This window comes from Paenibacillus sp. JT22N12 (assembly GCF_056269365.1).
The window spans coordinates 144315-168690 of record NZ_JBWDNU010000003.1; the positions used below are offsets into that span (position 1 = coordinate 144315).

A 24376-nucleotide genomic window follows, 5' to 3' on the forward strand; every position below is an offset into this window, starting at 1 on the left:
CCCGCTCATTCCACAGAGAGAGCCGCAGAGGCTTCCAGAATGGCTTCCCCGAAGATGCGGGTAATGTCGTCGATCTGCTCCTCCGTTACGATCAGCGGCGGCAGGAAGCGCATAACCGAGGAATGCCTGCCTCCCACCTCCAGGATCAGGCCCCGCTTGAGGCATTCCTGCTGAATGCGGCTTGCCAGCCTCGGATAGGCCGGATAATGGCCCAGCTGGTCCAGCCCGCCGTTCTCGTTGACCACTTCCACGCCGACCATTAATCCTCTTCCGCGGACATCGCCGATACAGGCGGCCTGCTCCTTCAGCCCGTTCAACCGGCTCATCAGCTGCTTGCCCCGTTCTTCCGCTTTGGCCGGTATGTCGTTTTCCTTGACATATTTCAGCGTAGCCAGCCCTGCCGCCATGGCCATCTGGTTGCCACGGAAGGTTCCAATATGTGCCCCCGGCTTCCATACATCCAGCTGATCATTGTAAATCATCACCGACAGCGGCAGGCTTCCGCCAATCGCTTTGGAGAGGACCAGCACATCCGGAATGATGCCCGCGTGTTCAAAAGCAAACAGCTTCCCCGTTCTCCCGATTCCGGTCTGCACCTCGTCTATAATGAGCGGAATATTATGCTCCCTGGTAATCCGGCGCATCTCGCGGATCCATTCGACCGGCGCCGGGATCGAGCCTCCTTCTCCCTGCACCACTTCAAAAATCATCGCGCATGGTGGCAAAATCCCGCTTTCCGGATCGTTCAGCAAATTCTCGATGTAGCGGCTGCTGAGCAGATGGGTCTGATCGCCGCCGGCTCCGAACGGGCACCGGTAGGCATAGGGATACGGCAGAAAATGAACATCAGGCATCAGACCCTGCACCTTCTCCTTCTGTCCCGGCGTGCCGCTCAGGCTCATGGTCGCATGGGTCGAACCATGGTATCCGCCCTGGAAGGACAGGATGCTGCGTCTGCCGGTTGCGGTCTTCACCAGCTTGATTGCCGCTTCAATGGCATCTCCGCCGGTCGGCCCGCAGAACTGAATGCGCGCGGACCGGGCGAATTCCTCCGGCAGGCTTGCAAACAGCTCGTCCACAAAATGCTCCTTCAGCGGCGTCGTCAGATCCAGTGTATGAAGCGGCCTCTTGTTGTCGATCAGTTGTCTGATCGCCTCGATGACGACCGGGTGATTGTGGCCAAGCGCCAGCGTCCCGGCTCCGGCAAGGCAATCGTAATAGATTTTGCCGTCCATATCCTTGATGTGAATGCCCTCCGCTTCAAGAATGGCAATCGGAAGCCTCCGGGGGTAGGACCGGGCGCTGGATTCGCGGGCCTCCTGACTTTCCAGATACATCTTGTTTTTCGATTGTTCCATAACGGATGCTTCAACCATCATAATCTCTCCTTCCAATTTGTATGATTCTTAGAATTAGGCGCAAAGCTTCAGCAGCTGTAAATTTTGATATTGATTATCATTATCAATACGGTTCTGCCACGACTCCCCTCCGGAATTGATTTATCCTGATTTCTTCATTCAATTGAGATTCATTCTCATTACCTATTATATGGGATAAATCTCCATTAGCCATGGACATTTAAGACCTCTATTTGGACAATAGCAGACTATAGAAGGCCCGATTTATTTCTAAAGCCCGCGTTTCAGGCAGCTGGGAGAATACGGGGACCATTAAATTACCCCGCCCTGAACGCAAAAATAAAGCTGATACGAAATCAGCTTTGGCCGTTATTCTGTCATTTGGTTGTGATGAGGCTATAGCGGTTTTTGGAAGGACAAGGTGAATGTTGTCTCAAACTCCGTTGAACTGAACATAATGTCCCCGTTGTTGCGAAGCATGATTTCTTTGCAGATGGCCAGGCCAAGACCTGTCCCGTATTCTTTATTCGTTACAAAGGGCAGGAACATTTCACTTTTCATTTTCTCCGGTATTTCAGGACCATTATTCCAGATAATCATATAAAAATGATCAGCATCCTCATTGCATACGATACTTATTTCTTTGCCCTGCTCGATCGCAAACAGTGCATCGATCGCATTATTGATAATATTCGATAATACCTGCTGGATGGCCGTTTTCTGAACGTTGAAGATGAAGTCATTCTCATACGTGGTGGTGAAGCTGATATCTTCACTGATGATTCGGGGATTTAATAAAGACAGGGTTGTTGCGACTACTGCAGACACGGGGAAGTCCATCATCTCTTCTTCGATTTTGCGATTTCTCGAGAAGCTTAAGAAGCCTGTAATTTGCATATTTATCGATTCAAATTCATTTTCGATAATGCCGATATAGTGACCTATTTTATTCGATATTTCCGACGAGATATTCGACCGGATTAATTTCAGGAACCCCCGGATAGCTGTCAAAGGGTTTCTTATTTCATGAGCCATGCTGGATGCCATCTTCCCGATCAACTGAATCCGGTCCTCATGAATTTCGTTGATCTTGGCGTCCTTGTCCGTGATGATTTTCTTGGAAAGCTGCCAGAACTCTTCACTTACTTTCTTATCGAAGGCATCCTGTCTGGTCAGCAGCAAAATAATAAGCTCCAATGCAGCATTCGAACCGTCATAAGTATATAAAATTTCGATAATCGCGTTTCTCCAGCAGTGGGAGCTGATCAGAACATGGGAAATGGGAAGGTCCTCGTGAATAGATTTCCTGCACCACTCCGGGATCGTATCAAATAAAGCATGGTTTTCAATAGGATGCTCAAGCTCCGTACTGAATTGAAAAAATAAATTCACCTGCGTATGCAGATCGGAAAAAGAATAAAAATCCGGACAATTCTCGTGGATGGAACCGAACCAGTTGGAAAATAATTTTTCCTTTTGCTCGAAGAGATAGGTTAACTCCTTCTCAAAACTCATGATAAACCCTTCTCCCGCCCGTATAATCACCTTTTTTTTCAGTATATCAGACTGCATAACTATGAGTCACCCAGATATTGTATAATATTACAGTTTAATTTCAGAGAGATTAATAATAGTGCACTGGGCAAGCTTTTTCGACAAAAAGTAAGGAATGTCGCCATCCATTGGCAGAACAGCAAGCATCTCCCCCCAAATTTATCGTCCTATAAAGGCGTGAAACTTAATGACGCTAAAAGTTTAAAACAGGGCTCACACGTTTTGTTTGCCAGGGAAAAGGAAATGCTAATCCGTAAGAAGAATTTGACATGCGCCAATCTCTTTGACGGCCCCGTCATTCGGTGGCGCAGCAAGTTTCTTCCCTCAGAAATATAAGCGAAGTATGGAGGAGTTTTATACTTTCTTATATTTTCAAAAAACCAGCATCCAGGAGGACAAAAATCAATGAAAAAAATCATCGTGTCAGTCTGTATGAATTTGCTTGGCTTCCTTCTGATCGGATCCGTAATCCTTGTCCCGGAGGCCAATGCAGATCACATGGAAGCGAAGGTGACCGTACAATTGATCAACACCAAGGGAGAAGCCGTCGGCACCGCCATACTTACCCAGAAAGGCGAGGGAGTCCTGTTTCATATCGAAGCCAAAAATCTCCCGCCGGGCGTCCATGGCATTCACTTCCATGAAACCGGAAAATGCGAGACCCCGGACTTCACTTCCTCAGGCGCACATCTGAACCCGCGGAATAAGGAGCATGGATTTAATAATCCCAAAGGATTTCATGATGGCGACCTGCTGAACATAACAGTTGGAGCAGATGGAACGGTCAAGGCCGATATGGAGAGCAAAAACGTTACCCTGGCCAAAGACGCAGCCAATTCTCTGCGCAAACCTGGCGGCACAGCGATCATCATTCACGAGAAGGCCGATGACTATGTGACCGATCCTTCCGGCAATTCCGGCAACCGGATTGCTTGCGGGCCTATCCAATAGCATATACAGCATGTGAAGCCAAATTCCTTTAGGGGATTTGGCTTTTTTGCTGTTTCCGTTCTTGTTTGGGAAGCTGGGACTCCGGCGCTGCTCAAACAAAGAAACGAAATATTCCAGCTGTAAAATATTCGAATTCGGTCGAGAGATCCGTCTTATGCTCCCTTTATTGTTTGGAGGGTATGTCCGATGGCCGTAATCCAGACACCGAAATGTACTGGAAATCGAAATTTTGATAATCCGGATTGCAGGTTTTGTACAGTTTGTATGTTTTTGTACAGTTTACGATTTTTCCAAAGAATGACATGATCGATTTGAGAGGAGGGCGGTCACGAAGCACGGAAGAACGGATGTGCGGTTGTCGTAATACAAAGAGTATTAGGCGCATGACAGTTTTAAGAGAGCAGCAAATAACGAAAGCGAGGGATCAATGAAGATGAGGAGCAAGGCTATTAAACCCCGTAAACTGAAGATGAGGGTACTCAGTGTTTTTTGTGCGCTATCGGTAATTCTGCCGGTCATACCGGCGCAGATTGCTTCAGCCGCCACCATTAATGTAACCGCTTACGGCGCAAACGGAAGCGACACGGCGGATGACAAAACGGCGATCCAGAACGCCGTCAATGCGGCCGCGAGCGGCGATACCGTAAGCCTTCCGGCCGGAACCTATTATCTGTCCGGGAAGGTAAACGGCAAGTCCGGCGTCAAGATCGCCGGCGCAGGACGCGATTCAACGACCGTCAAATTCACGTCAACTTCGGATACCACATTCTTTCACTTATATAATGTAACGAACGCGGAAGTGTCAGACATGACGCTCGACGGCAATAACAGTACGATTGCTTTGTCCGCGGTCACATCCGAATTCGGCGACGGCAACAAAATGCGGCATCTGAGAGTCAAGGATTTAGCCGCTTCATCCGGCTTCGGCCCTTTTGCCCTCTACGGAATTACGACCACCAACCTTGAGATCTCCGACAACATCGTGACAAATACCGGCGTAAACTCCGATTGGGGCGGCGGTGTCCGCGTGGGCTGGGGATCCGATCATGCATTGATTGAGAACAATACGATCGCAGATACCGGACGCGGCGGGATTTTTGTCAATGACGACAGCCCCTACGCCATTGTCCGCGGCAATACGGTTACCGGCACCGGCAAGAAGATGGAAGGACTCGGCATTGAGCTGCACACCGGTGTCGACTATTCCATTGTGGAGAACAACAATGTCGACCATTGGATCAGCGCGGTACGCTCGGCATACATCGCAGTGCGCAATAACACCGTCAAGGCGACCGACGGCTCTGTCGGCAACATGGGCCTTGAGGTCATGGTTGACCATGGCATCACATCAGGCAACCTGGTCGACGGCGGCCAGCAGGTAGGCATGCAGCAGTCGCCCGGTACAGGCTATCAGCTGTGGAACTACAACACGGTCAAGAACATCGTCATGTGGGGCATGCAGCTCCAGGGCACAGGTACAGGAGAAATCGAACAGTATCAGTATTTCTACAAAAACATCTGGCAGAACGGTCCGATCGGCAATCCGGCCGCCGCTTACCCGGGTTATGACGGCAATGCCGTCCGGATTCACGGCGATACCAGAAACATCGTGTTCGACAGCAACCAGATCATCAATAACGGCCGGAAAGCGATCGAGATCACGACGGCAAGCGGTACCGACCGTCTGAGCTTCATCAACAACACGATCACAGGAAACGGCGGACCGTCAATCGATCAATATCCGTCCTCTGCTGCTGATCTCGAGTGGAGCGGCAACACCGTAAGCGGCAACGGCACGAATACGCAGCTTACGAGCCGCGGCTTCAGCGACGCGAAGCCGGTTGCGAATTTCACGGCACCGCTTACCGTACAGCTCGGGCAGCCTGTTACGTTCACGAACACCTCGACCGATAACGGCTCGATCGTCGAGAACCTGTGGGATCTCGGGGAAGGCCTTCCCGTTACGGCCGCAAGTCCGACCTATACGTATCAGAAGCCGGGTACGTACCATGTCATTCTGGGGGTATGGGATAACGGCGGACGGGCAAGCGTCAAGGAGCAGACGATTACCGTCTTTACAGGCCCGCCGGACACGACTGCTCCTTCCGCGCCGACGAATCTGTCCGCGCCGACGAAGTCCAACGTTACGGTCGATCTGTCCTGGTCGGCCTCGACCGACAATGTCGCTGTGATCGGCTACGATGTTTATAAGAACGGCGTGCTGACCGGATCAACATCCGGAGCAGGCGCCACAACCTTCCCCATCACGGGCCTAACGCCAAGCACGGCATACAGCTTCACGGTCAAGGCGAAGGATGCCTCCGGCAATATATCAGCCGCCAGCAACACGCTGAACGTGACAACCGACGCCGGTGATACACAGCCGCCTACGGCACCGTCCGGCCTGGCCTCCCCGTCGAAGACGGATACCAGCATAAGCTTGTCCTGGTCAGCATCGTCGGATAATGTCGGCGTAACAGGCTATAACATCTACAACGGATCCAATCTGGCGGGTTCCACGACAGGAGCGGGGGCGACGATCTTCAACGTCACCGGGCTTGCGCCAAGCACAGCCTTTACCTTCACCGTAAAAGCGAAGGATGCGTCGAACAACCTGTCGGCTGCCAGCAATTCTGTGAGCATAACGACCAATCCAGCCGCCAACTGGGTCAATTGCGCGGGCGAGAACAATCCGTGCAGCTTCACTGGCACCAAAGAAGTGCGCTACGGCGCGCCAGGCAGCTATGTTTACGGCACTTATACGAATACCGTCATGTGCTCCAACAACGCCTTCGGCGTCGATCCGGCACCCGGACAATACAAAACCTGCGATGTCAATATGGCTGGCAGCGGAAGCAGCGACACGCAGGCGCCTGCAGCTCCGGCAAGTCTGACATCGCCTTCGAAGACCACGACAAGCGTCAATCTGTCCTGGTCGGCCTCGACCGACAATGTCGGCGTAACGGGCTACAACATCTATAACGGCGGCACGCTGGCCGGTTCCACGACAGGCGCGCTGACTTTCACCGTGTCCGGCCTTACTGCAAACACCGCCTACAGCTTCACCGTCAAGGCCAAGGATGCCGCGAACAATCTGTCGGCAGCGAGCAATACGCTTAACGTGACGACGAATTCATCAGCAGATACGCAAGCTCCTTCCGTACCGGCAAGCCTGACCTCGCCATCGAAAACGAATACGAGCGTCAGCCTGTCCTGGTCGGCCTCGACCGACAATATCGGCGTCACCGGCTATGACATTTATAAAGACGGGACGCTGGCCGGCTCCACCACCGGCGCATTGACCTTCACGGTGTCAGGTTTGACGGCGAGCACGCCATACAGCTTCACGGTGAAAGCCAAAGACGCGGCTGGAAATGTGTCGGCGGCGAGCAATGCATTGAACGTGACGACCACGGGCTCAGCAGCAGCCAACTGGGTCAACTGCGCAGGCGAGAACAATCCGTGCAACTTTGCAGGCACGAAGGAAGTCCGCTACGGCGCGAACGGCAGCTATGTCTACGGTACATTTACGAATACCGTCATGTGCTCCAATCATGATTTCGGCACGGATCCAGCCGTCGGCTATTACAAAACATGCGATGTCAATATGGCGAGCGGGCTAAGCCTGGCAAATCAGCCTGGCCTGGCTTTATTCGGAGCGTCCGTCGTATCTGCGGACACCGCTGCGCTGATCCCTTCCATTGGCTCGGTCACAAATTCCGCTAGATGGAAAGCAGCAACCGGACACTGAAAATGGGCTGGTCTTCCGTTGAATATCGGCAAGGGGAGGATCAAGCACTCCCAGAGATAAGCATCACGATCCACTTGAGCAACGGCCATGGTTGGTATTGATTTTGTTGAGAGCCGGCAGGTCACAGATCTGATTGACTCCCCAGCTCAAATGTTTCGATCCAGCTAAAAAAAAAGGAAAACAAACAAACGACCCATTCGACGGTCGTTTGTTTTGTTTTTCTTGCTTAGATGTCTTGGCTTCAGAGCAGCGCCTCAGTCTGGTTTCCACGACTGGGAGAGGATCCAAATGTTCTCGTTAAAGACGTACATGACCGCATGCCGGAAGCCGTTTATTTGACTCGCGCGTAAGTGAGCCAGATGCAGAGTTGTCTCTGATATTGAGCCCTTGTGCACTGCGGCATTTAAAGACTGAATTGCCTTCATTGCGTCAGATATGATCATTGCAGGGTTTTTCATGCGTGCTTGCATGATGTCATCTCCTTGTCAGATAAGTTTTGCACAGAACCACACTGTTGGTTACTCGGTGTGACTTAGATACTAAGATTTGAATCCCACAACGGTCTCAAAGTAATTCTTCATGGTCCTCTTTTGATAGGATTTTCTCGTTCACATCACCTTCTCCCCGCTTTGAATGGATGGTTTAAGGTAACGTATTTTCAAGATAGACGGTGATCATTTCATCACCTCCTTAAAGTTTGCGGCTCTTCGGACGTAGCGCCCACGAGGCGAGAGCTAGGATTGCAAGACCAAGAGTGCTCCAAATATGGTACGCATAAGCCCCGTAGTCCCCCACGAATGCATGTGATGCAGCTGCGCCCGTCATTCCAAAGAAAATGCCTGCATACGCCCATTCCTTAAGCCGCGGAAAGCCCGGCACGAGGATGGCTATCGTTCCAAGCACCTTCCAAATCCCGAGAATGGTCAGCAAGTACACCGGATACTCTACTATCTCCACTGTATCGAGCGTTCCCCATTGATGGCTTAGTTCCCCAATTCCTCCGCTCCCCTCAACGAATGCAAGCAGCGCCGTTGTAACCCAATAGGTGACAACTTTTCCACGGGGATAGGTTTCTTCTTTTGAGGTTGTTACCGCATCGACAATCTTGCTCATTTGTTTCCTCCTCAAAGTCTATTGGACACCATTTACTGTCGAAATCAACTATAGGACACCATTTACTGTCTTGTCAATAATGATTTTTCATCTTCACATGAATCAATTGGTTCTCTTTGGAAGGAAGGTGGACCTATTGACTAGACACTATTTACTGTCCTATAATCAGAGGACTAATCTTTTTAATTTCATTTCATACGAGGGAGTCGGTGATGATGAGCGCAGTTGCACAGAAACGGGATGTCTATTATGCCGTGGCCGATCCGACCCGGCGCGAAATCATTCGACTGCTGGCGGATGCGGATGAATTGCCACTCAATCGGTTGACTCCGTATTTTACGATGGGCCGCACCGCAGTCTCCGGGCATTTGACGATTTTGAAGGAAGTCGGCCTTGTCACCGAGCGTAAAGTCGGCCGTGAGACGCGAAACCGTCTCAATCCCGCACCGCTGAAGGAACTCCAGGACTGGTTGTCGTACTACGAGAAATTTTGGAAACAAAATATGGTTCGCCTGGACCAGCTTCTTAAGGAGGAACAGGACTAAAGCAAGATCGATCTATCGCTCGATTTTAAGTTCGAAAGTTCTATCAAGCAGGCGTGGGATGCCGTGACCGACTATAGTAAGCTGGCGAAATGGGTCATGGACAACGATTTCAAACCGATTGTCGGCCATCATTATCAGTTCCGAAGGGAACCGGTCGAAGGATGGGACGGCATCATCTATAATACGAGGAGGATGGAAATGTCCCATATCGTTGATTTTAAAAATGTGTCTACGATTGATTTAGAGTCTTCACCAGTAGCAGAAGCGCTTGCTGGTTTACGTGCTAATGAAGCCCGTTACTTTATGAACAAATACAAGCATGAATTTACGGTTGTACCAGCTAGCGAAAGCCAGGAGACACTTGATTATGTGAACCGAATTTTGAAAGTAGAACGTGATATTGAGTTTGCAGCCAAACCTTTAGAAACGTCACGTTTTCAAGTGGAAAATATCAAATGGGCCTTCGTTTTTTATGAGGATGGTCTAGCGGTCAATGTCATGTATACGGTTGATGATCCTAAGAAACGGGCCGTTGGTTTTAAGCTTTCTGAGGGGATGGGGGTACCAAAGGAGTTAGAAGAGAAGAAGTTTAAGTTTGCCAGACAGAAGTCTAAACTAGCCGGGACAATTCGAGGCTCGTTTTTTGTAATTAAAGGCGAGTATTAAAAATAAGCAAAAAGCGCAAGCATAGCGGTGGATCCGATCCATCGCTATTTTGTTTTTGCAACACTGCTCTGCACCGCATTGCGCTAACATAATGAGAAATCAATTCTTTCAATTATATTTAAAGAAACCGTTTTAGACATTCAGCACTTTGGTAGCACATCAGTCCCCAGGATGTTAGCTAAACCAATTATTGATATATTAATTTTATGTGTACGGCAAGGCTATGCGAAAACGATGACAGGATCGGTTAAGACATGTGCTCCAAGGAGCATGTGTCTTTTTTTTATTTGATAGATAACATTCGATCCATAATTACGGGTAATATCGTGATTGGAGATGATGTGCCTAATTGCCGACATAGCAATCCAAAAGAAACTATTATATTCATTACATGTTATCATAAGCATGAAACTGCTAATAACCATATCCAAGGTATAGAAAGGGGTAGGACATGGCAAATATCGAGCACTTGCAAACCGTACATGTTCCAGCGTCGAAGGTGTATGAAACTTTAACCACCGCTGAGGGACTGTCGGAAATATGGACCAATGAACTCATTATCAATAATCAAATTGGCTTTATTAATGAATTTCGATTCGGCAGCAATGACATAACTAAGATGAAAATAGAGGAATTGATCCCTAATAAAAAAGTCATGTGGCAGTGTATAGATTCAGATCCAGAATGGATTGGTACGATTATTTCCTTTGATATTGAAGAAAAGAACGGGAAGTCTTATATTACTTTACGTCATATGAACTGGAGAGAAGTAACGCCATTTTTTCGCTCTTGTAACTACAACTGGGCTATTTTCCTTTATAGTCTCAAATCCTACTGTGAAGAGGGGTCTGGTCTCCCTTATCATAAACGTAAGTTTTAATTATCCGCCATCTCAATGTTTCCTTTTGGCTTTATATACTATAAATAATGAAAAGCCGGTTCCTGTACATCAGGAACCGGCTCCTCATAAGCCTGAAATATGGACTAACCCCGCTTAAGCGCCTCAAGACCAAGCGCCACCGAGCCGCATAATCCGGCATTGTCGCCAAGTCCTGGCGACACGATATAATCCGCGATGCCTTCCTTGACGCTGGGGTGATTCACATAGCCGTTCAAATTGCGCTGCACTTCCGCGTGAATGAGCGGGAACAGCTGCAGCTGATGCATGACGCCGCCGCCCAGAATGATCTTCTTGGGCGATAACAGGAGTATCGCGCCTGCTGCAGCTTGTCCGATATAGAATGCCTCCATCGCCCATGCCGGGTGATCCACCGGAAGCTCGCTCGCCTTCACCTTCCAGCGCTTCTCAATGGCCGGACCTGCCGCCATGCCTTCCAGACAATCGCCGTGGTACGGGCAGAAGCCCTCGTAAGCATCCTCCGGATGACGGCGCACCAGTACATGACCGCCTTCCGGATGCACAAGTCCATGCACCAGGCGGCCCTCCGTATAGACGCCTACGCCTACGCCGGTTCCGATCGTGTAGTAGATGCAGCTGTCAAGGCCTTTGGCTGCGCCCCAGGTGGCCTCTCCAAGCGCCGCGGCATTCACATCCGTGTCCCAGCCGAACGGAACGTCGAACTCCTTCTTCAGCGTTCCCAGAAAATCATAGCCGCCCCAGCCTGGCTTGGGGGTAGTTGTTACATGGCCGTATGTCGGGCTGGATGGATCGATATCGATCGGCCCGAACGTGCCGACTCCGATCGCCTCAACCTGTTTATCCCGGAAATAATTAATGACATTAGCAAGTGTAACCTCTGGCTGCTCCGTCGGAAAGCTGACCCGATCCTCAACATCGCCATGCTCATTGCCGATTCCGCATACAAATTTGGTTCCGCCCGCTTCTATTGCTCCGATACGCATTCAATTGTCCTCCATTATAGGGTAAGGATAGATTCTTCACAGGTTCGATGCACAAGTACCATAATAAAGGACAAGCTACCCTTTGACAATGAGGCGGAGCTTTTTGAAAATCCGGCTAATGGATCTCGCGCAGCGTCTGGCGGTACAGCTCGCGGAACTCGCCGGGCGTCACGCCCGCATATTTCTTGAATACAGTAAAAAAATGGCGGACATTCTCATACCCGACTTCCTCCGAAATCGTCTGAAAGGAGATATCCTCGTCGGAGAGCATCAGCTGCTTGGCCTTCCTGATCCGGCATAAATGCAGGTAATGAATGAAGGTAAGACCCGTTTCCTTCCTGAACAGGCCGCTGATATAGTTCGGATGCAGCTCGACATGAACCGCGATCATATCGAGGGACAGGTCCTGAGTGAAGTGCCGGTCAATGTATTCGACGACTCTGCGGATATTGCGCGACATCTGGCATCTTTTTCCCTCCGGGAGCAGCGGGCTCTCCTCGGCCAGAGCCGTCTTCGGACGGTTCGCGCTCTGCTCATGCACAATTTCCAGGCACACCTCCGACAGCAGATTAAGAAACTCCGCTTTATTGATCGGCTTGAGCAGATAGTCGATCACCTTGCGCCGGATCGCTTCCCGCAAATAAATTTTCTCTTCATATCCCGTAAGGATAATGAAGCGCTTGCACAGCTGCTTGTCCTGCGCCTCGCGGATCAGGTCGAGTCCGTTCATTTCGGCCATCTCGATATCCGTAATGATCAGATCGGGCTTGAACGCGGCCATTTTCTCCAGCGCATCCAGCCCGTCGCAGGCATTGACGATTTCCTTGAACGGGATATTGGATTTCTCCACGATATTGGTGAGTCCCTTGATGATAATCGGTTCATCGTCCACGATCATGAGATTCAGCATGGGAATCCCTCCTGATTTGGAAAATAAGCGTGAAGCACGTACCTTCGCCGGTCCTGCTCTCAATCTCGAAGATGCTGTCCTCGCCGAAATAGGCCTTCATCCGCTCGCTTACGTTATACAGTCCCATACCCGACCCGGTCGACTGCAGCAGGTCCTTGTTTATGCGCCTTGCCAGCACGCCGCGAATCATCTCCAGCCGGTCATGCGGCATCCCAGCCCCGTCGTCGGCAATGGTGATATGAATGCGTTCATTCTCCTGCCATATATGGACATCGATCGTTCCGCCCCTGCGGGTTTTGCTCAAGCCGTGCACAATGCAATCCTCAACGAGAGGCTGCAGAATAAACCGCGGACAGCGCACCGTCAGGACTTCGGCTTCCACCCGGAACCGGAAATGCAGCTTATCCTCCATACGTATCTTGTGCACCTGCAAATAATGCTTGATGTTCTCGATCTCCTCCTCCAGCGGCGTGTCGTTCTCGCCGGAGGACAGGCTGTAGCGCAGCAGCCGCCCGAATGTATAGATGGCCTCCACGACTTCCTCGTCATCGTTCAGCTCGGCCAGCATCCGGATCGATTCCAGTGTGTTGTAGAGAAAATGCGGCTTGATTTGCGCCTGAAGCACCTGATAGTCGGCTTCCTTCTTCATCAGCTCGGCCCGGTGGACCCGGTTGAGCAGATCGTCGATCCGCCGGATCATCGAATTATACGAAACCGTAAGCAGGCCGACCTCGTCCTGATCCACTCTTCCCGCATATTCCATCAAATTATTCTGATCGACCCTGCGCATATGCTTGGCCAGACGAACGATCCGCTTGGTCAGCATCGACACGGTCAGATAGTAAATAAGAGACAAGAGCGCCAAGAGCCCGATAATGATGACGGCAAATCCGACCGTCTTCTCCCTCATATCCGAGAAGGCCTCGTCAATTCCATTAATCAGCAAAATGCGGAAGGGCAGACCCTGTACGGCTACCGAATTGACGAAGAGCTTGTGTTCGCTCCAGTAATAAAACCCCGGCTGCTTCTGCAGGCGACCCAGAATCGCGGCCGTCTGCCCCTCGGAAAGCTTCATATTCATGTCGCGGTAAAGAATCCGGTCCTCCTGGAAAAACATAATATTGCGGTCCGGAACCGAGGATACCGAATTGAAGAAATCCTGTGTAATGCCGGGCTTCACATTGACTTCCATAATGCCAAGCTCAATTGAGAAGCTGCTGTCGTAAATTTTCTGGTAATACGTCATGGACGGGATCGTATCCGTCTGATGCGTTTCGACGATCCATAAGCCCTTGTTCATGGGAAGCGTTTTCAGTCTGCTGATCACGTCGGTATTTTTCAAATCGCTGTAGTACCCCACCTCGCTTGCAACCGGCAGCACATGCTCGTTATACATATAGAGCCGCACCGAGTTGATGGAGGAATTGCCGGAATAAGCGAAGTTGAATACGGGACGGATGCTTTTGAGATAATTGTACACCTGATCCGCGTCGGACATATAGTGACCGCCGATATAATCGATAACCTCCGGATTGTATTGAAACAAATTATAAATGGATTCCGTCTGCGCAAGGCTGACCTCAAGGCTGCCCGCCGCCTGCTCGATCAGATGCTGCTTGCTTTGAGAATAATCCTTGAAAATATTGGTGTAAAACTGATTGTAAAATATCGAGCTGAAGGCGATCGTCGGCAGCAGGACGAGCACGAAATAACCGGCAAACATTTTACTGGCGATCCGCATATCGCGGAAGCGCTGCACCATTTTATGAAAAAGCGTCAAATCTCTCACTACTTTTCCCTTGAATTGACTAGCTGTGATTTTCATCTTACATGGTTTTCACAATCGAAACAATCGCAAATGGCCGAAGGAAAGGTTATTCCTTGACCTGGAGAACAAAAAGCAATAAAGGGCAGAGCTCAAGCATGGCATGCTTGTCTCCGCCTTTATTTATGGTTCTTATTGATTCGTATCAATTCTGCTTTGGGCTTCCCCGTAACGCTTGACCGCCCATTCGTTCAGCTTGTCCAAACCGATTTTACGGGCTTGATCCATCATTTCATTATAGGCCTTAACCGCCTCCTCCTTGGATTTGGCCAGATAAATTTTCGCTTCCGCCGTCTTGATCATATTGTCGATATTGGATTGAATGACCGCTTCCGCCGACCCGACTTCCGGCACAAGCGTACCGAGCAGCGGATCGGATTGATACACCTTGGTCATCGCTTCCATCGCGGCGGTGGATTGCGGCTGATTCTCCGGCTGGTAACGGGCCAACCCTTGCGTAATGTAGGTATCCGCCAGGAGACCCCAATACACAAATCCGTTCTTCTTCACAACATCCAAATCGTTGGTATTGTAGCTGAATACCGGATAGCCGCCATCCGCCATCTTGTAATCCTCGCCTTCGATACCCCAGTCGCCAAGACGCGTACCCTCGTCGCTGCGCATGTATTCAATGAACTTGATCGCCGCTTCCGGATCCTTGCTGCTCTTCGTCACGAATACTCCTGCCCAGCCGGGATTATTGTTAATCAGCGCGGCCTTGTCCGTAAGCATTGGCGTAAGCTGCGTATACGTGAACGCCGCCCCGTTCTTCGCAAGCTCGGCGTTAAGCGTTTCTGCCGCCGTTTCGGTATATTCCCAGGCAAACGCCTTCCCGGTCAGCGCCAGCTGCTTGGACTGATTCGGATCCTTCCAGGTATACTGGTCGGCGGTAATGAATCCTCTCGTATATAATTCATTCATAAATTGATAATATTCCAGCTGGCGGGGTTCGCCGATGAAATAAGCCGGTTTGCCTTCGACCTCCGTGAAGCCGAAACGCGGCAGTCCGAGCTGCAGACGGAAATAAGAATCAATCTGTCCGGGCGTCAGCGCAAGCGGCGTCATATCCGGATATTTCTCCTTGACCGTGCCGAGCACATTCAGGAAATCATCCAGCGTCTTGATCTCGGGATTGCCGATTTCCTCCATGATGTCCGTGCGCAGCGCCATGCCGCCTCCCCGGAACAGGGCTTTGGGATATTTGGCCAGTTCGCCTGGCGGAGAGAATCCATCGCGCACCGTATAATAATTGCCGTCGGACACCGTGTTGACGGCCTTGGTCAGGTCGTCGATCTTGAAATCAGGCGTATACTTGTCGATCAGCTCCTGCCAGGGGTAGGATACCTTGGAATCCGACATTTTGGAAATATGGTCGTACGTAAACACCAGATCCGGAAGCTCGCCGGATGCGATCATCAGCGGCAGCTGATTGGCGTCGGAGGCTACCTGAACATGGATTGTGACACCCGTTGCCGTCGTGATGGCTTCCGGAATTTTTCCGCTCCAATCGCTCATCGGCCACCACGGAAAATCGACAAACATGGTTAATGTCTTCTGAGCCTGCGGGCTGCCTTCCCCATTATCGGATGCCGGCGCATTGCTGCTCACCGGCGGCTCATCGCCGCTGCCGGCATTGCCAGCGCCATTATTGCCGCCGCCGCAAGCGGCGAGCGATAGTGACAGACAGAGTACAACGAGAACGCCAAGCCATCTCTTTGTGGTAAACATTTTATTTCCTCCCTTTATCGGTTAAGAAGAACCGGCTCCGCCGTCTTCCGGCGGCAGAGGCAGGTTTCTTCCCTCAACCTTTATAGAGATTTAATGGCGTAAACCTTTATTATCTCTATAAAGTTAAAAATCTATATCGATGGAATGAATGAATCAGTGAATGCCATTCCATTTAATATACCAGCTTAGTTCGTTCAGCCTTTGACGGCTCCGATTGTCGTGCCTTTCACAAAATATTTCTGCAGGAACGGATACACGCATATGATGGGCGCGACCGCGATGACCATCGCCGTGACCTGCAGGGAAAACGGGGTAACCTGGGCTACCTGGGACGCATATTCCGCACTGCGGCTGTCCAGCGGAATATTGCCCTTGTTGATGATTTCAATCATCCTGAAGGTCAGCGTCCGCAAATTATCGCTCGATACAAAGTAAGCCGAATCCAGCCATGAGTTCCATTGCGACACGCCCAGAAACAAGGCCATCGTGGCCAGGAGCGGCTTCGATACCGGCAAAATAATCCGGTTGAAAATCGTCCATTCGCTGGCTCCGTCGATCTTGGCCGATTCCTCCATCTCGGGCGGAAGATCCCTGAAGAACGAAACGGCGATAATCAAGAAGAAGATGTTCAGCATCGTCGGGATCACAAAGACATAGAACGTATTGAGCAGATGAAGCTGGCGGAGAACCACGTAGTAGGGAATCAAGCCTCCCGATACGTACATCCCGACGATAAACAGCATGTAGTAGAATTTTTTGAACAGCAGCTGCCTGGCGGACAAGCCGTAAGCGACCAGCGAGGTGACGAATAACCCGAGAGCCGCGCCGACGACCGTTCTTGCTGCGCTGACGAAGAATGCCTTGATCCAGTCAGGATCATTCAAAAATGTGCTGTAATTCTCCAGGGTAAAGGCCCGCGGCCAAAAATAAACGCCGCCGAGAGCCGTATCCATCCCCTTGTTGAAGGAAACGACAAGCAGGTAGAAAAACGGGTAGAAGGTGATGAGAAAAACAAGGACCATCAATATATAGTTAACGCTGTCAACCAGCCAGTCCTCCAAGGTGCGTTTAGCCAAGATGCTGCCTCCTTTCTCGTTAAGCGGTCAGAACAGACCCGATTGCGTCGTTTTCTTCGCGATGAAGTTGCTTGAGAGAATCAATACTATTGAAATAACGGATTGGATCAGATCAATGGCGGTTGCAAAGGAATAACGCCCCTGCGCAAGCCCCATCCGAAACGCGTACGTCTGCAAAATTTCCGATTTGTCGGCATTAAGCGGATTCCCCAGCAGAAACGCCTGTTCGAAATTCGAACCGACCAGCCCTCCGCCGAGCAGGCTGCCCAGGGCAAGAATCAAGACGACGACGATCGTTCCCTTAATGCCGGGGAGGGTTACATGCCAAATCCGCGATAACCGGCCAGCCCCGTCAATCTGCGCCGCCTCGTACAGGGAGGGATCAATTCCCGATACCGCAGCGAGAAAAATAATCGTCCACCAGCCCATTTCCTTCCAGATCGCGCTTCCCACCGCCAAGCCCCAGAAATGATCCGGGTTGGTCAGAAAGCCGATCGGTTCATCGATAATGCCCACCGACATGAGAAAATGATTGACCATGCCGGATTCGCCGGAAAGGAAAACGACGATAAACCCGTATACGACAACCCAGGAAATAAAATGCGGCAGATAGCTGACAGTCTGTATGGTCCGCTTGAACCAGTGAATTCTGACCTCATTGAGCATCAGCGCAAACAGGATCGGGACCGGGAAGGTACAAACCAATTTAAGCAGGCTAAGCGCCAATGTGTTGCGCACGATATTGTGAAACTGGTAGTCGTTATAAAACTCCTCGAAATATTTGAACCCGACCCACGGACTTGTGAAAATGCCGCGGATGCCATCCGTGACCGAATAATCCTTGAAGGCCATCAGAATCCCGAACAGAGGCAGGAAGTGAAAAATGACAAGCAGGAGAATCCCGATCCAAACGAAGATCTGCGGATATTTCTCTTTTTTCAACCGCCTCCAGACCGAACCGGAGGAAGCCGATTGCGAGGAGGCGGTTATCAAGGGGGATTGTTTTAATTCTGCGCTCAAGGCCTTCCTCTCCTTTCCGAAGCCACAATAAATTGAAACCGCTGCCATGCTGTATCTCTATCTTACAGAGGCTGGCTTTGATGCGAAATTGAAGAAAAATAAGAAAAGCATGTCGATTTTTAAGAAACCGCTTCCAGTGTGAGATGACCTGCGCAAGGAGTGAAGCGAGCCGGTAAATAGGCTGCCCTCTGACTAGTCTAAGGATCACTGCTGGCGCGCCGCTTGCAGCCTGACTGGCCCGGGCTCAGGGCCGCAGTACGGTTTTTCCCGCTTACAGGGGCAAATCCCGCGGGCAGCATGGATAGTAGCAGGATTTTCCTTGCTGGAGTGCCGCTCCTTCATTATTTGGCGCCGAATTTGTCGATGGCGCGCTGCAGAACGGGATGTCTGGCCGCATACGCAGCCAACGACTCGCCTTTTACAGCCGCCTCCCACCCGAGCTTCATGCTTTCCACTCCCGCCGTCGGTCCGTCCGGATGCGCCAGAATGCCTCCGCCCGCCAAATGCATTACATCGACGGTGCCGGTCGCGGCGTAAGTATCAACCGCCGTCCCGGCCCACTGCCCGGAAGAAATAACCGGCATTGGCAGCCGGGTATCCCCAAGCGGCGTCAGACAGGAACGGATCGAATGAATGACAGACTGGTCGCTCTCGTAAAACTTGCTGCGCAAGCCGTTCACATGGATATGATCGGCTCCGGCAAGGCGGGCCAGCTTCTGGTAGACGCGAAAATCCATACCCAGCTGAGGACAGCGGGTCAGCATTCCCCACTGGTTGCGGTGCCCATGAATGGGCACCTCGCTGTACCGGCTCAGCTCGGTCAGGGCCGTGAAGCCGATGCTGTTGATGCTTGCCATCACGCAGCTGCCTCCCGATTGAACCACCTGGTCGTGATTGCGGCGCATCTGGTCCATATCCCCCGTAATGTTGAAGGCGTACATAACCTGCTTGCCCGTCCGGTCCGCCGCGCGGCGGACCGCCTTCATCACCGTCTCCACCTTCAGCGCGAACGGCGCATAAGGAGGATCCGCGTTCAGCTCATCGTCTTTGATGAAATCCAGTCCGGATAAGGCAAGCTCCGTAATCAGCCGGCCGAGCGCCTCCATCGGCAGCCCGACAGAGGGTTTGACGATGGTCCCGATAATCGGCCTGCCGGATACGCCGCACAATTCCCGTGTCCCTTCAATGCCGAACCGGGGTCCGCGGTAGGCACGGACGAAGGCTTCGGGCAGCTCGAGATCGAGAAGTCGAAGCCCGGACAATTCCTGCAGCTCATACAGGTTTCCGGCCACCGCCGTCATCAGATTGGGGATGGACGGCCCGAAATTATGGAGCGGGAAGGAAATCCTCACTTCTCCCCTGCGGTAGCCGCCGCTGTGACCGGCCGGAACACTCGCGCCCGGCAGTGACGGCACATCCACAATTTCGAGCGGACGTATGCCTTCCACTACTGCGCCAAATTCGCGCTTCAGATCATCCGTTTCTCCCGGCACCGCCGTGAAGGTGCCCGTCGACTGCTCGCCTGCCAATATCCCGGCCGCATACTCCAGGGAATACGGCGTTTCCACCAGATAAACCGCGACTACGCGTTCCTGACTTTGCTTCAATGATGGACTCTCCTCTCTTCATAATCGTTGGATGGGAGCGGCGGAAAGCAGGCACCGCTCCAGGGGCATCTCATGTCAGCCCGCTACTCACTGATTCTCACCGGTCCATACAACCCTCCGGATGGGAAGATCGGCTGCCATGCGGATTCATCCTTACGGGTCCAGTACATGATGGCGTTGTTCGCTCCGACTACACTGGATGGCCGGCCGGTTTCATAGTGGGTGCCAAGCGTGTTGGTCACGCGTATGCGCAGCCGGTGCGGACCCGCTTCCAGACTGCCGCAGGCATACCGGTATGGCCGCCATAAACGAACGCCGGCAGGCCTGCCGTCAACCCACACCTCCGCCGTCCCCCGGACATGTCCGAGGTCAAGGGTGAATACGCCCTGCTTGTCCGTGTGGAAGGCATGCTCATATTCCACTACGCCGCTATGATGCGGCAAACAAAGCGCTGTGCGCCAGTCCCCCAGCTCGCCGCGCACCTGCGAGGTGCGGAAGCGGATCGGCGCTGTCAGCACCGCCGCTTCGGATTCGGCGCCGTCCGGCTCGATGCGGACGGCAACGCATGCTCCGGCGGACTGCGGGGCGAATACCGCTTTGCCGCCGCGCAGCGCAATCTCTGAGCCGTTCAGCCAAATCCGCGCCCGTCCGGTATGGCGCAGCTCCATTTGGTCCGCTCCCGCCGGAAGAGGAAAGCGGATCCACACCGGTCTGCCGATCGCAGAGGAATCGGCATGGAACGGCAGGGGCTCGCTCACCGGAACGGAATCCGGCATCAGCCAGCCCACTCCTTTAAGCGGATGGGGACGCGGCGCGATCCAGAGCGTCTCCGTCTCGGCGAACTGCAGCACCGCTTCATGGTAGACAAGCGGCGGCTGTCCTTGTTCGTCGCGCCAGTCCGGCCCGGTGCAGAATACCGTCCTTCCCCCATCCTCATAATCGATAATGCCGTCTATCAGCACTTCCCCGCGGCCCTCGGGCAGCGTTATTCCGACCTCATTGAGTCCGCTGCGCCACCACTGGGTGACATCCAATTCTTCCTGTCCCTGGCGGATATACGGATTGAAGTCTCCATGCTCGGTAATGATGCTGCCATTCACATGGAGAGCGGCCCGGCCCCGTGCCGCGAACTCGATCCGGACCTGCCGCACTGGACGATCAGGCGGGCATTTCAATTGGGTGGCCAGCGCCGATTTCAAATTCGGGCTCTGCACATAGACATATTTGGGCAATGGCTGCCCCGCCTGCCTGTTCACTTCAATTCCGGCCCGGATCAATCCTGAGGAAAGCGCCGCTGCCCGGATCAGCAGCTCATTGCTGCCAGAGTCCAGCTCAACCCAGGCCGTCTGCTCCTCGGGGCCGCCGGCAAATTCAATGACCAGGCCGTTCACGCGGCAGGTCAATTCCGCATTGCTCTCCGCCCGAATCCAGTACCGTCCGGCTTCCGGCGCAATGACATGCGTCCGCGCCCAGACGATCTCGCCCTTCTCGGCCCGTCCAAGATTCAGATAGCGGCGCGGAACTCTGCCCATTCTTCCGGCCCAGGTACGGAAGGACAGATCGCCGAATGTTTGGCTGTAGACCACAGGCCAGGCGGAATCCTCCCGGAAGCGGTCTCCTTTGCAGGCCAGCCAGTAGGCCGATTCGCTCCACAGCCTGTCGAGCCATGCCGAGTCGTCGTATTCCGGCCGCTGCCAGCCCGCCTGCTCGCCTTCAGATTCTCCGCGCTCCAGACTGACCCTGAACTGACGGCGCTCAATGCCAAGAAGTGCCGTCTGCCCGTCATGCAGGTCAAAATCGCCATAGCGGTTATCCAGCGTCGGAACAGCCGTAACGTTCCAAGGGCCGTCCAGCTCCCGGCCTGTTCCATCCGGTATCGCTTCGGCGGGATCAGCGGCCCTCAGGCTCACGGAACGGGCCGGCTGGCCTCCCGGTTCCGCACGATTTTCCAGAACCGTCCGGGAACCCTTCTCCAGCATCGAAACAATCAGAGCGGCAGGCCAATCAGTGAATGGAATCTCCAGCTCGACCCATTCTCCGGCGCGTTTATGGGGAAGCGGTCTGCGTCTGCCGGCCACCGGATCCCACAGCTCAGGCTCACCGGCTGTGCGCAGCCGATATGGCGCCGTACCCGGCATGACCGCTTCCGGCCCGGCCGGTTGATGCATCGCCAGCAGGCCTTCCGGCGGCAGCAGCAGGAAAATATCCGCATCGTCCGTTTGCCGCTGCAGCGTCATGCCGTCCCCTATAATCCGCTTGGGCAGTCGCTCATCGATCAGCAAAGCCGCCTCTTCCGGCGTATCCACATAATCCGCGCCCGCAAGCTGCCTCTCCCCTTCGGGGACGTCAACCGCTACGACCCAGCCGCCCTGGACGATCCATTCCTCCAGCTTCCGCTTGGCTTCTTCATCCATTACGGTCGTTCCGCACAGCATGACGACCGAGAAGCGTTCTCCGGCTATGGCAAGCTGATTCCCGTCGCAGGATCCCTTGGCAAGCGCGGAATCGTCGACGATATCGTAATCCCGGCGGATTCTGCGAAGCTCACCTACATCGTCAAGCTCCTTGCGGTTCCACCTGCCGGTCAGCTGCTTGTACACCTGATCAATGCGGCCGACCGCGTCATTCGGAACCCGGTTGGATACAGCCATCGGATGCTCATCCCTGCCGCCATCCTCCAGCGTCATCAGCCCGCATACCGCATAGGAAGGATAGTGGACCGCCACATCCGCTATATGCGTCCCTTCACTGAGCAGGCCGCATACCCGGCTGACGGTATCGGCGAATACCGGGTAATGCTCATAATACGGCTGCCTCCAGCCCGTATCCGGCGGCGCCCACTCCCACCAGCCGCCCCGCGTACTGTAATACACAGCATGCGGACTGTACAGCGTGGCGCCAGCCTGGAACCAGGGGACAAGCCAATGCATCGTCTCTTCGAGCGTACCGCCCCATCCGCTGGAATGAAACGCCTCCAGCCATACCCGCTTGCCGCCATGCAGGTGGACCATCGAGGAATGCGGCTTGATCTCACCGTCCATGTCCGCTCCGGCCGAGTTGTACCAGCGGTGCGTCCGAAAATAATCCAGGTACAGCCGCTGCGCTCCGTGGACCTCAACGCGTCTGGCCGGGCCCGCCTGATCGCAGCCGATAAGCATATTATGCTTCTCATGCCAGGTACCGACCGGGATGAAGAACGACTGCTCCGCAAGCTCCGCGGCCAGGCGGTAGACTCTTCTGCGCACCGTTTCTGCTCCTGGTGCATCTTCGAACAGCGCCGGAATTAAAGGCGTAAGCTCTTCTCCATACCGCTTGCGGTAGGCTTCGGATACTTCCGGCGTCCACAGCGGCAGCGGCGGCAGCTCATCCTGAAAGCTGCCGGCCAGCGTCCTGCCGAGATCATGCGGGAAACGCCGCTCGAATTCCCCGTGAATGCGGTCAATAAGCAGGCCCGCCGCCTCCGGATCGAGCCAGTTGAAGCCCTGCCTGACCGCCGCATAAATATAGCCGCCCTGCTCGGTCAATTGCATAGAGCCTTCGGGAATCTCATCGGCCGACTGGAACCGGCGCAGCTGATAGCCGGCAAGCTGCGGCTGATCGGCTACGATGCGGGCCAGCAGATTGGCGCCGGAGAACCCGATCTGATCGTAGAACCACAAATACATGCCCAGGCGCTCCGCTTCCCGCAGCGCCACCTCGAACAACCTCCACCAGCCTTCGCTGAAGAATACCGGCTGATCGCCGACGGAGCCGTACTGCGGGCCTGTCGGGGCAAGCTGAATAATGCCGATATTTCGCATGCCCCCGGCATGAAATTTCTGAAGCTGCCAACGCACTCTCTCCTCGGTTATCTCCTCGCCGCTCCACCACCAGAACGGCACAGGCCCATAACGGGGATCAGCCTTGGCAAAACGCTGCTGCATCTGCTCTAAACCCATCGATAGAAGCCTCGCTTTCCATAGTTAACTATTTATTATGTTAGCGCTTCCCGAAAGGAGATTATAGAGAACGATTTTCATATTCGCATGCTGATTTTTAATGAGGGGGCCGGTATTGAATTGGTGGAAATCCTATCTTGTAAACTAAAAGGGAGAATAACTGCAAAAAAAAATGGCTGATCAGGTCTCTAACACCCTGATCAGCCACTTTGAAGCCTGCTGAAGATTAAACTTTATTTTTGAAAACACCATTCAGGCTTGGCACTTTATCGGCAGCATTTTCACTTGTCAGCGTCTGATTATCTTCAGTGGAATTATCGTCATTCTGTTGATTGTCATGCTTATCCGTACGATTATCTGCTCGCTGTGTTTTTGGATCGGCGTTATTGTCATTCATATCATTCACCTCCATTTTCTCCCTTAGTATGAGAAGATGGCTTGCATTTTATTCCAGCGGTCCTATAAGCTGCC

At 52.8% G+C, this 24376-nt stretch carries 18 protein-coding genes; 6 read left to right on the forward strand and 12 right to left on the reverse strand.

Features of this window, described 5'->3' with window-relative positions; translation table 11 throughout:
- Positions 1 to 5: 5 nt before the first annotated feature.
- Together AC0YOA_RS12060 and AC0YOA_RS12065 are read right to left on the reverse strand one after the other, a co-directional pair.
- The gene (locus AC0YOA_RS12060) at positions 6 to 1379 is read right to left on the reverse strand and encodes a diaminobutyrate--2-oxoglutarate transaminase (protein WP_475786768.1); all 1374 of its coding nucleotides are present in this window, start codon (positions 1377 to 1379) and stop codon (positions 6 to 8) included.
- A gap of 375 nt (positions 1380 to 1754) precedes the next feature.
- A complete protein-coding gene (locus tag AC0YOA_RS12065) occupies positions 1755 to 2873 on the reverse strand; it encodes a sensor histidine kinase (protein ID WP_475786769.1) in 1119 nt (372 codons plus the stop codon).
- A 444-nt stretch (positions 2874 to 3317) separates the two neighbouring features.
- Between AC0YOA_RS12065 and AC0YOA_RS12070 the strand changes: the two genes are divergently transcribed.
- Both AC0YOA_RS12070 and AC0YOA_RS12075 read left to right on the forward strand, forming a co-directional pair.
- Positions 3318 to 3863 carry a superoxide dismutase family protein gene (locus tag AC0YOA_RS12070; protein WP_475786770.1) on the forward strand — a complete coding sequence of 182 codons (546 nt, stop codon included), beginning with the start codon at positions 3318 to 3320 and terminating at the stop codon, positions 3861 to 3863.
- Between the two features lie 433 nt (positions 3864 to 4296).
- Positions 4297 to 7614 carry a fibronectin type III domain-containing protein gene (locus tag AC0YOA_RS12075; RefSeq protein WP_475786771.1) on the forward strand — a complete coding sequence of 1106 codons (3318 nt, stop codon included), beginning with the start codon at positions 4297 to 4299 and terminating at the stop codon, positions 7612 to 7614.
- A 690-nt stretch (positions 7615 to 8304) separates the two neighbouring features.
- On the opposite strand, the gene AC0YOA_RS12080 is transcribed toward AC0YOA_RS12075, so the two are convergent.
- Positions 8305 to 8727 carry a DoxX family protein gene (locus AC0YOA_RS12080; RefSeq protein WP_475786772.1) on the reverse strand — a complete coding sequence of 141 codons (423 nt, stop codon included), beginning with the start codon at positions 8725 to 8727 and terminating at the stop codon, positions 8305 to 8307.
- Between the two features lie 215 nt (positions 8728 to 8942).
- Here AC0YOA_RS12080 and AC0YOA_RS12085 point away from each other — a divergent pair, with 215 nt between their 5' ends.
- From AC0YOA_RS12085 to AC0YOA_RS12100, 4 genes are all read left to right on the forward strand, one after another.
- The gene (locus AC0YOA_RS12085) at positions 8943 to 9272 is read left to right on the forward strand and encodes an ArsR/SmtB family transcription factor (protein WP_475787373.1); all 330 of its coding nucleotides are present in this window, start codon (positions 8943 to 8945) and stop codon (positions 9270 to 9272) included.
- 198 nt (positions 9273 to 9470) lie between these two features.
- On the forward strand, positions 9471 to 9938 hold the full coding sequence (locus AC0YOA_RS12090; RefSeq protein WP_475787374.1) for a phage tail protein: 468 nt from the start codon (positions 9471 to 9473) through the stop codon (positions 9936 to 9938).
- Positions 9939 to 10052: 114 nt separating this feature from the next.
- Positions 10053 to 10229, forward strand: a complete 177-nt coding sequence (locus AC0YOA_RS12095) for a GrpB family protein (protein ID WP_475787375.1) — start codon at positions 10053 to 10055, stop codon at positions 10227 to 10229.
- A 160-nt stretch (positions 10230 to 10389) separates the two neighbouring features.
- Complete coding sequence (locus tag AC0YOA_RS12100; protein WP_475786773.1) at positions 10390 to 10818, forward strand: SRPBCC family protein; 429 nt, start codon at positions 10390 to 10392, stop codon at positions 10816 to 10818.
- A gap of 104 nt (positions 10819 to 10922) precedes the next feature.
- On the opposite strand, the gene AC0YOA_RS12105 is transcribed toward AC0YOA_RS12100, so the two are convergent.
- From AC0YOA_RS12105 to AC0YOA_RS12145, 9 genes are all read right to left on the reverse strand, one after another.
- Complete coding sequence (locus AC0YOA_RS12105; RefSeq protein ID WP_475786774.1) at positions 10923 to 11801, reverse strand: ROK family protein; 879 nt, start codon at positions 11799 to 11801, stop codon at positions 10923 to 10925.
- 115 nt (positions 11802 to 11916) lie between these two features.
- Positions 11917 to 12711 carry a response regulator transcription factor gene (locus tag AC0YOA_RS12110; protein ID WP_475786775.1) on the reverse strand — a complete coding sequence of 265 codons (795 nt, stop codon included), beginning with the start codon at positions 12709 to 12711 and terminating at the stop codon, positions 11917 to 11919.
- On the reverse strand, positions 12683 to 14536 hold the full coding sequence (locus AC0YOA_RS12115) for a sensor histidine kinase (RefSeq protein ID WP_475786776.1): 1854 nt from the start codon (positions 14534 to 14536) through the stop codon (positions 12683 to 12685). Before AC0YOA_RS12115 ends, AC0YOA_RS12110 begins: the two co-directional genes overlap by 29 nt.
- 132 nt (positions 14537 to 14668) lie before the next feature.
- A complete protein-coding gene (locus tag AC0YOA_RS12120; RefSeq protein WP_475786777.1) occupies positions 14669 to 16264 on the reverse strand; it encodes an extracellular solute-binding protein in 1596 nt (531 codons plus the stop codon).
- A gap of 194 nt (positions 16265 to 16458) precedes the next feature.
- Positions 16459 to 17340, reverse strand: coding sequence for a carbohydrate ABC transporter permease (locus tag AC0YOA_RS12125; RefSeq protein WP_379113713.1), 882 nt, complete (start codon positions 17338 to 17340; stop codon positions 16459 to 16461).
- 27 nt (positions 17341 to 17367) lie between these two features.
- Entirely contained in the window at positions 17368 to 18360 is a 993-nt protein-coding gene (locus AC0YOA_RS12130; protein ID WP_475786778.1) for an ABC transporter permease, read from the reverse strand.
- A 341-nt stretch (positions 18361 to 18701) separates the two neighbouring features.
- Positions 18702 to 19967 (reverse strand): ribulose-bisphosphate carboxylase large subunit family protein, encoded by a 1266-nt coding sequence (locus tag AC0YOA_RS12135; protein ID WP_475786779.1) that lies wholly within the window; start codon positions 19965 to 19967, stop codon positions 18702 to 18704.
- A gap of 83 nt (positions 19968 to 20050) precedes the next feature.
- A complete protein-coding gene (locus AC0YOA_RS12140; RefSeq protein ID WP_475786780.1) occupies positions 20051 to 23905 on the reverse strand; it encodes a glycosyl hydrolase family 2 protein in 3855 nt (1284 codons plus the stop codon).
- A gap of 226 nt (positions 23906 to 24131) precedes the next feature.
- Positions 24132 to 24302 carry a hypothetical protein gene (locus tag AC0YOA_RS12145; RefSeq protein WP_475786781.1) on the reverse strand — a complete coding sequence of 57 codons (171 nt, stop codon included), beginning with the start codon at positions 24300 to 24302 and terminating at the stop codon, positions 24132 to 24134.
- Positions 24303 to 24376 lie beyond the last annotated feature (74 nt).

What these genes read in the sequence shown, in the direction of transcription:
- AC0YOA_RS12145 (WP_475786781.1), bottom strand. Translation starts at nt 24,302, where the DNA reads ATGAATGACAATAACGCCGATCCAAAAACACAGCGAGCAGATAATCGT.
- AC0YOA_RS12115 (WP_475786776.1), bottom strand. Translation starts at nt 14,536, where the DNA reads ATGAAAATCACAGCTAGTCAATTCAAGGGAAAAGTAGTGAGAGATTTG.
- AC0YOA_RS12140 (WP_475786780.1), bottom strand. Translation starts at nt 23,905, where the DNA reads ATGGGTTTAGAGCAGATGCAGCAGCGTTTTGCCAAGGCTGATCCCCGT.
- AC0YOA_RS12080 (WP_475786772.1), bottom strand. Translation starts at nt 8,727, where the DNA reads ATGAGCAAGATTGTCGATGCGGTAACAACCTCAAAAGAAGAAACCTAT.
- AC0YOA_RS12105 (WP_475786774.1), bottom strand. Translation starts at nt 11,801, where the DNA reads ATGCGTATCGGAGCAATAGAAGCGGGCGGAACCAAATTTGTATGCGGA.
- AC0YOA_RS12085 (WP_475787373.1), top strand. Translation starts at nt 8,943, where the DNA reads ATGAGCGCAGTTGCACAGAAACGGGATGTCTATTATGCCGTGGCCGAT.
- AC0YOA_RS12070 (WP_475786770.1), top strand. Translation starts at nt 3,318, where the DNA reads ATGAAAAAAATCATCGTGTCAGTCTGTATGAATTTGCTTGGCTTCCTT.
- AC0YOA_RS12110 (WP_475786775.1), bottom strand. Translation starts at nt 12,711, where the DNA reads ATGCTGAATCTCATGATCGTGGACGATGAACCGATTATCATCAAGGGA.
- AC0YOA_RS12100 (WP_475786773.1), top strand. Translation starts at nt 10,390, where the DNA reads ATGGCAAATATCGAGCACTTGCAAACCGTACATGTTCCAGCGTCGAAG.
- AC0YOA_RS12075 (WP_475786771.1), top strand. Translation starts at nt 4,297, where the DNA reads ATGAGGAGCAAGGCTATTAAACCCCGTAAACTGAAGATGAGGGTACTC.
- AC0YOA_RS12090 (WP_475787374.1), top strand. Translation starts at nt 9,471, where the DNA reads ATGTCCCATATCGTTGATTTTAAAAATGTGTCTACGATTGATTTAGAG.
- AC0YOA_RS12120 (WP_475786777.1), bottom strand. Translation starts at nt 16,264, where the DNA reads ATGTTTACCACAAAGAGATGGCTTGGCGTTCTCGTTGTACTCTGTCTG.
- AC0YOA_RS12060 (WP_475786768.1), bottom strand. Translation starts at nt 1,379, where the DNA reads ATGATGGTTGAAGCATCCGTTATGGAACAATCGAAAAACAAGATGTAT.
- AC0YOA_RS12065 (WP_475786769.1), bottom strand. Translation starts at nt 2,873, where the DNA reads ATGAGTTTTGAGAAGGAGTTAACCTATCTCTTCGAGCAAAAGGAAAAA.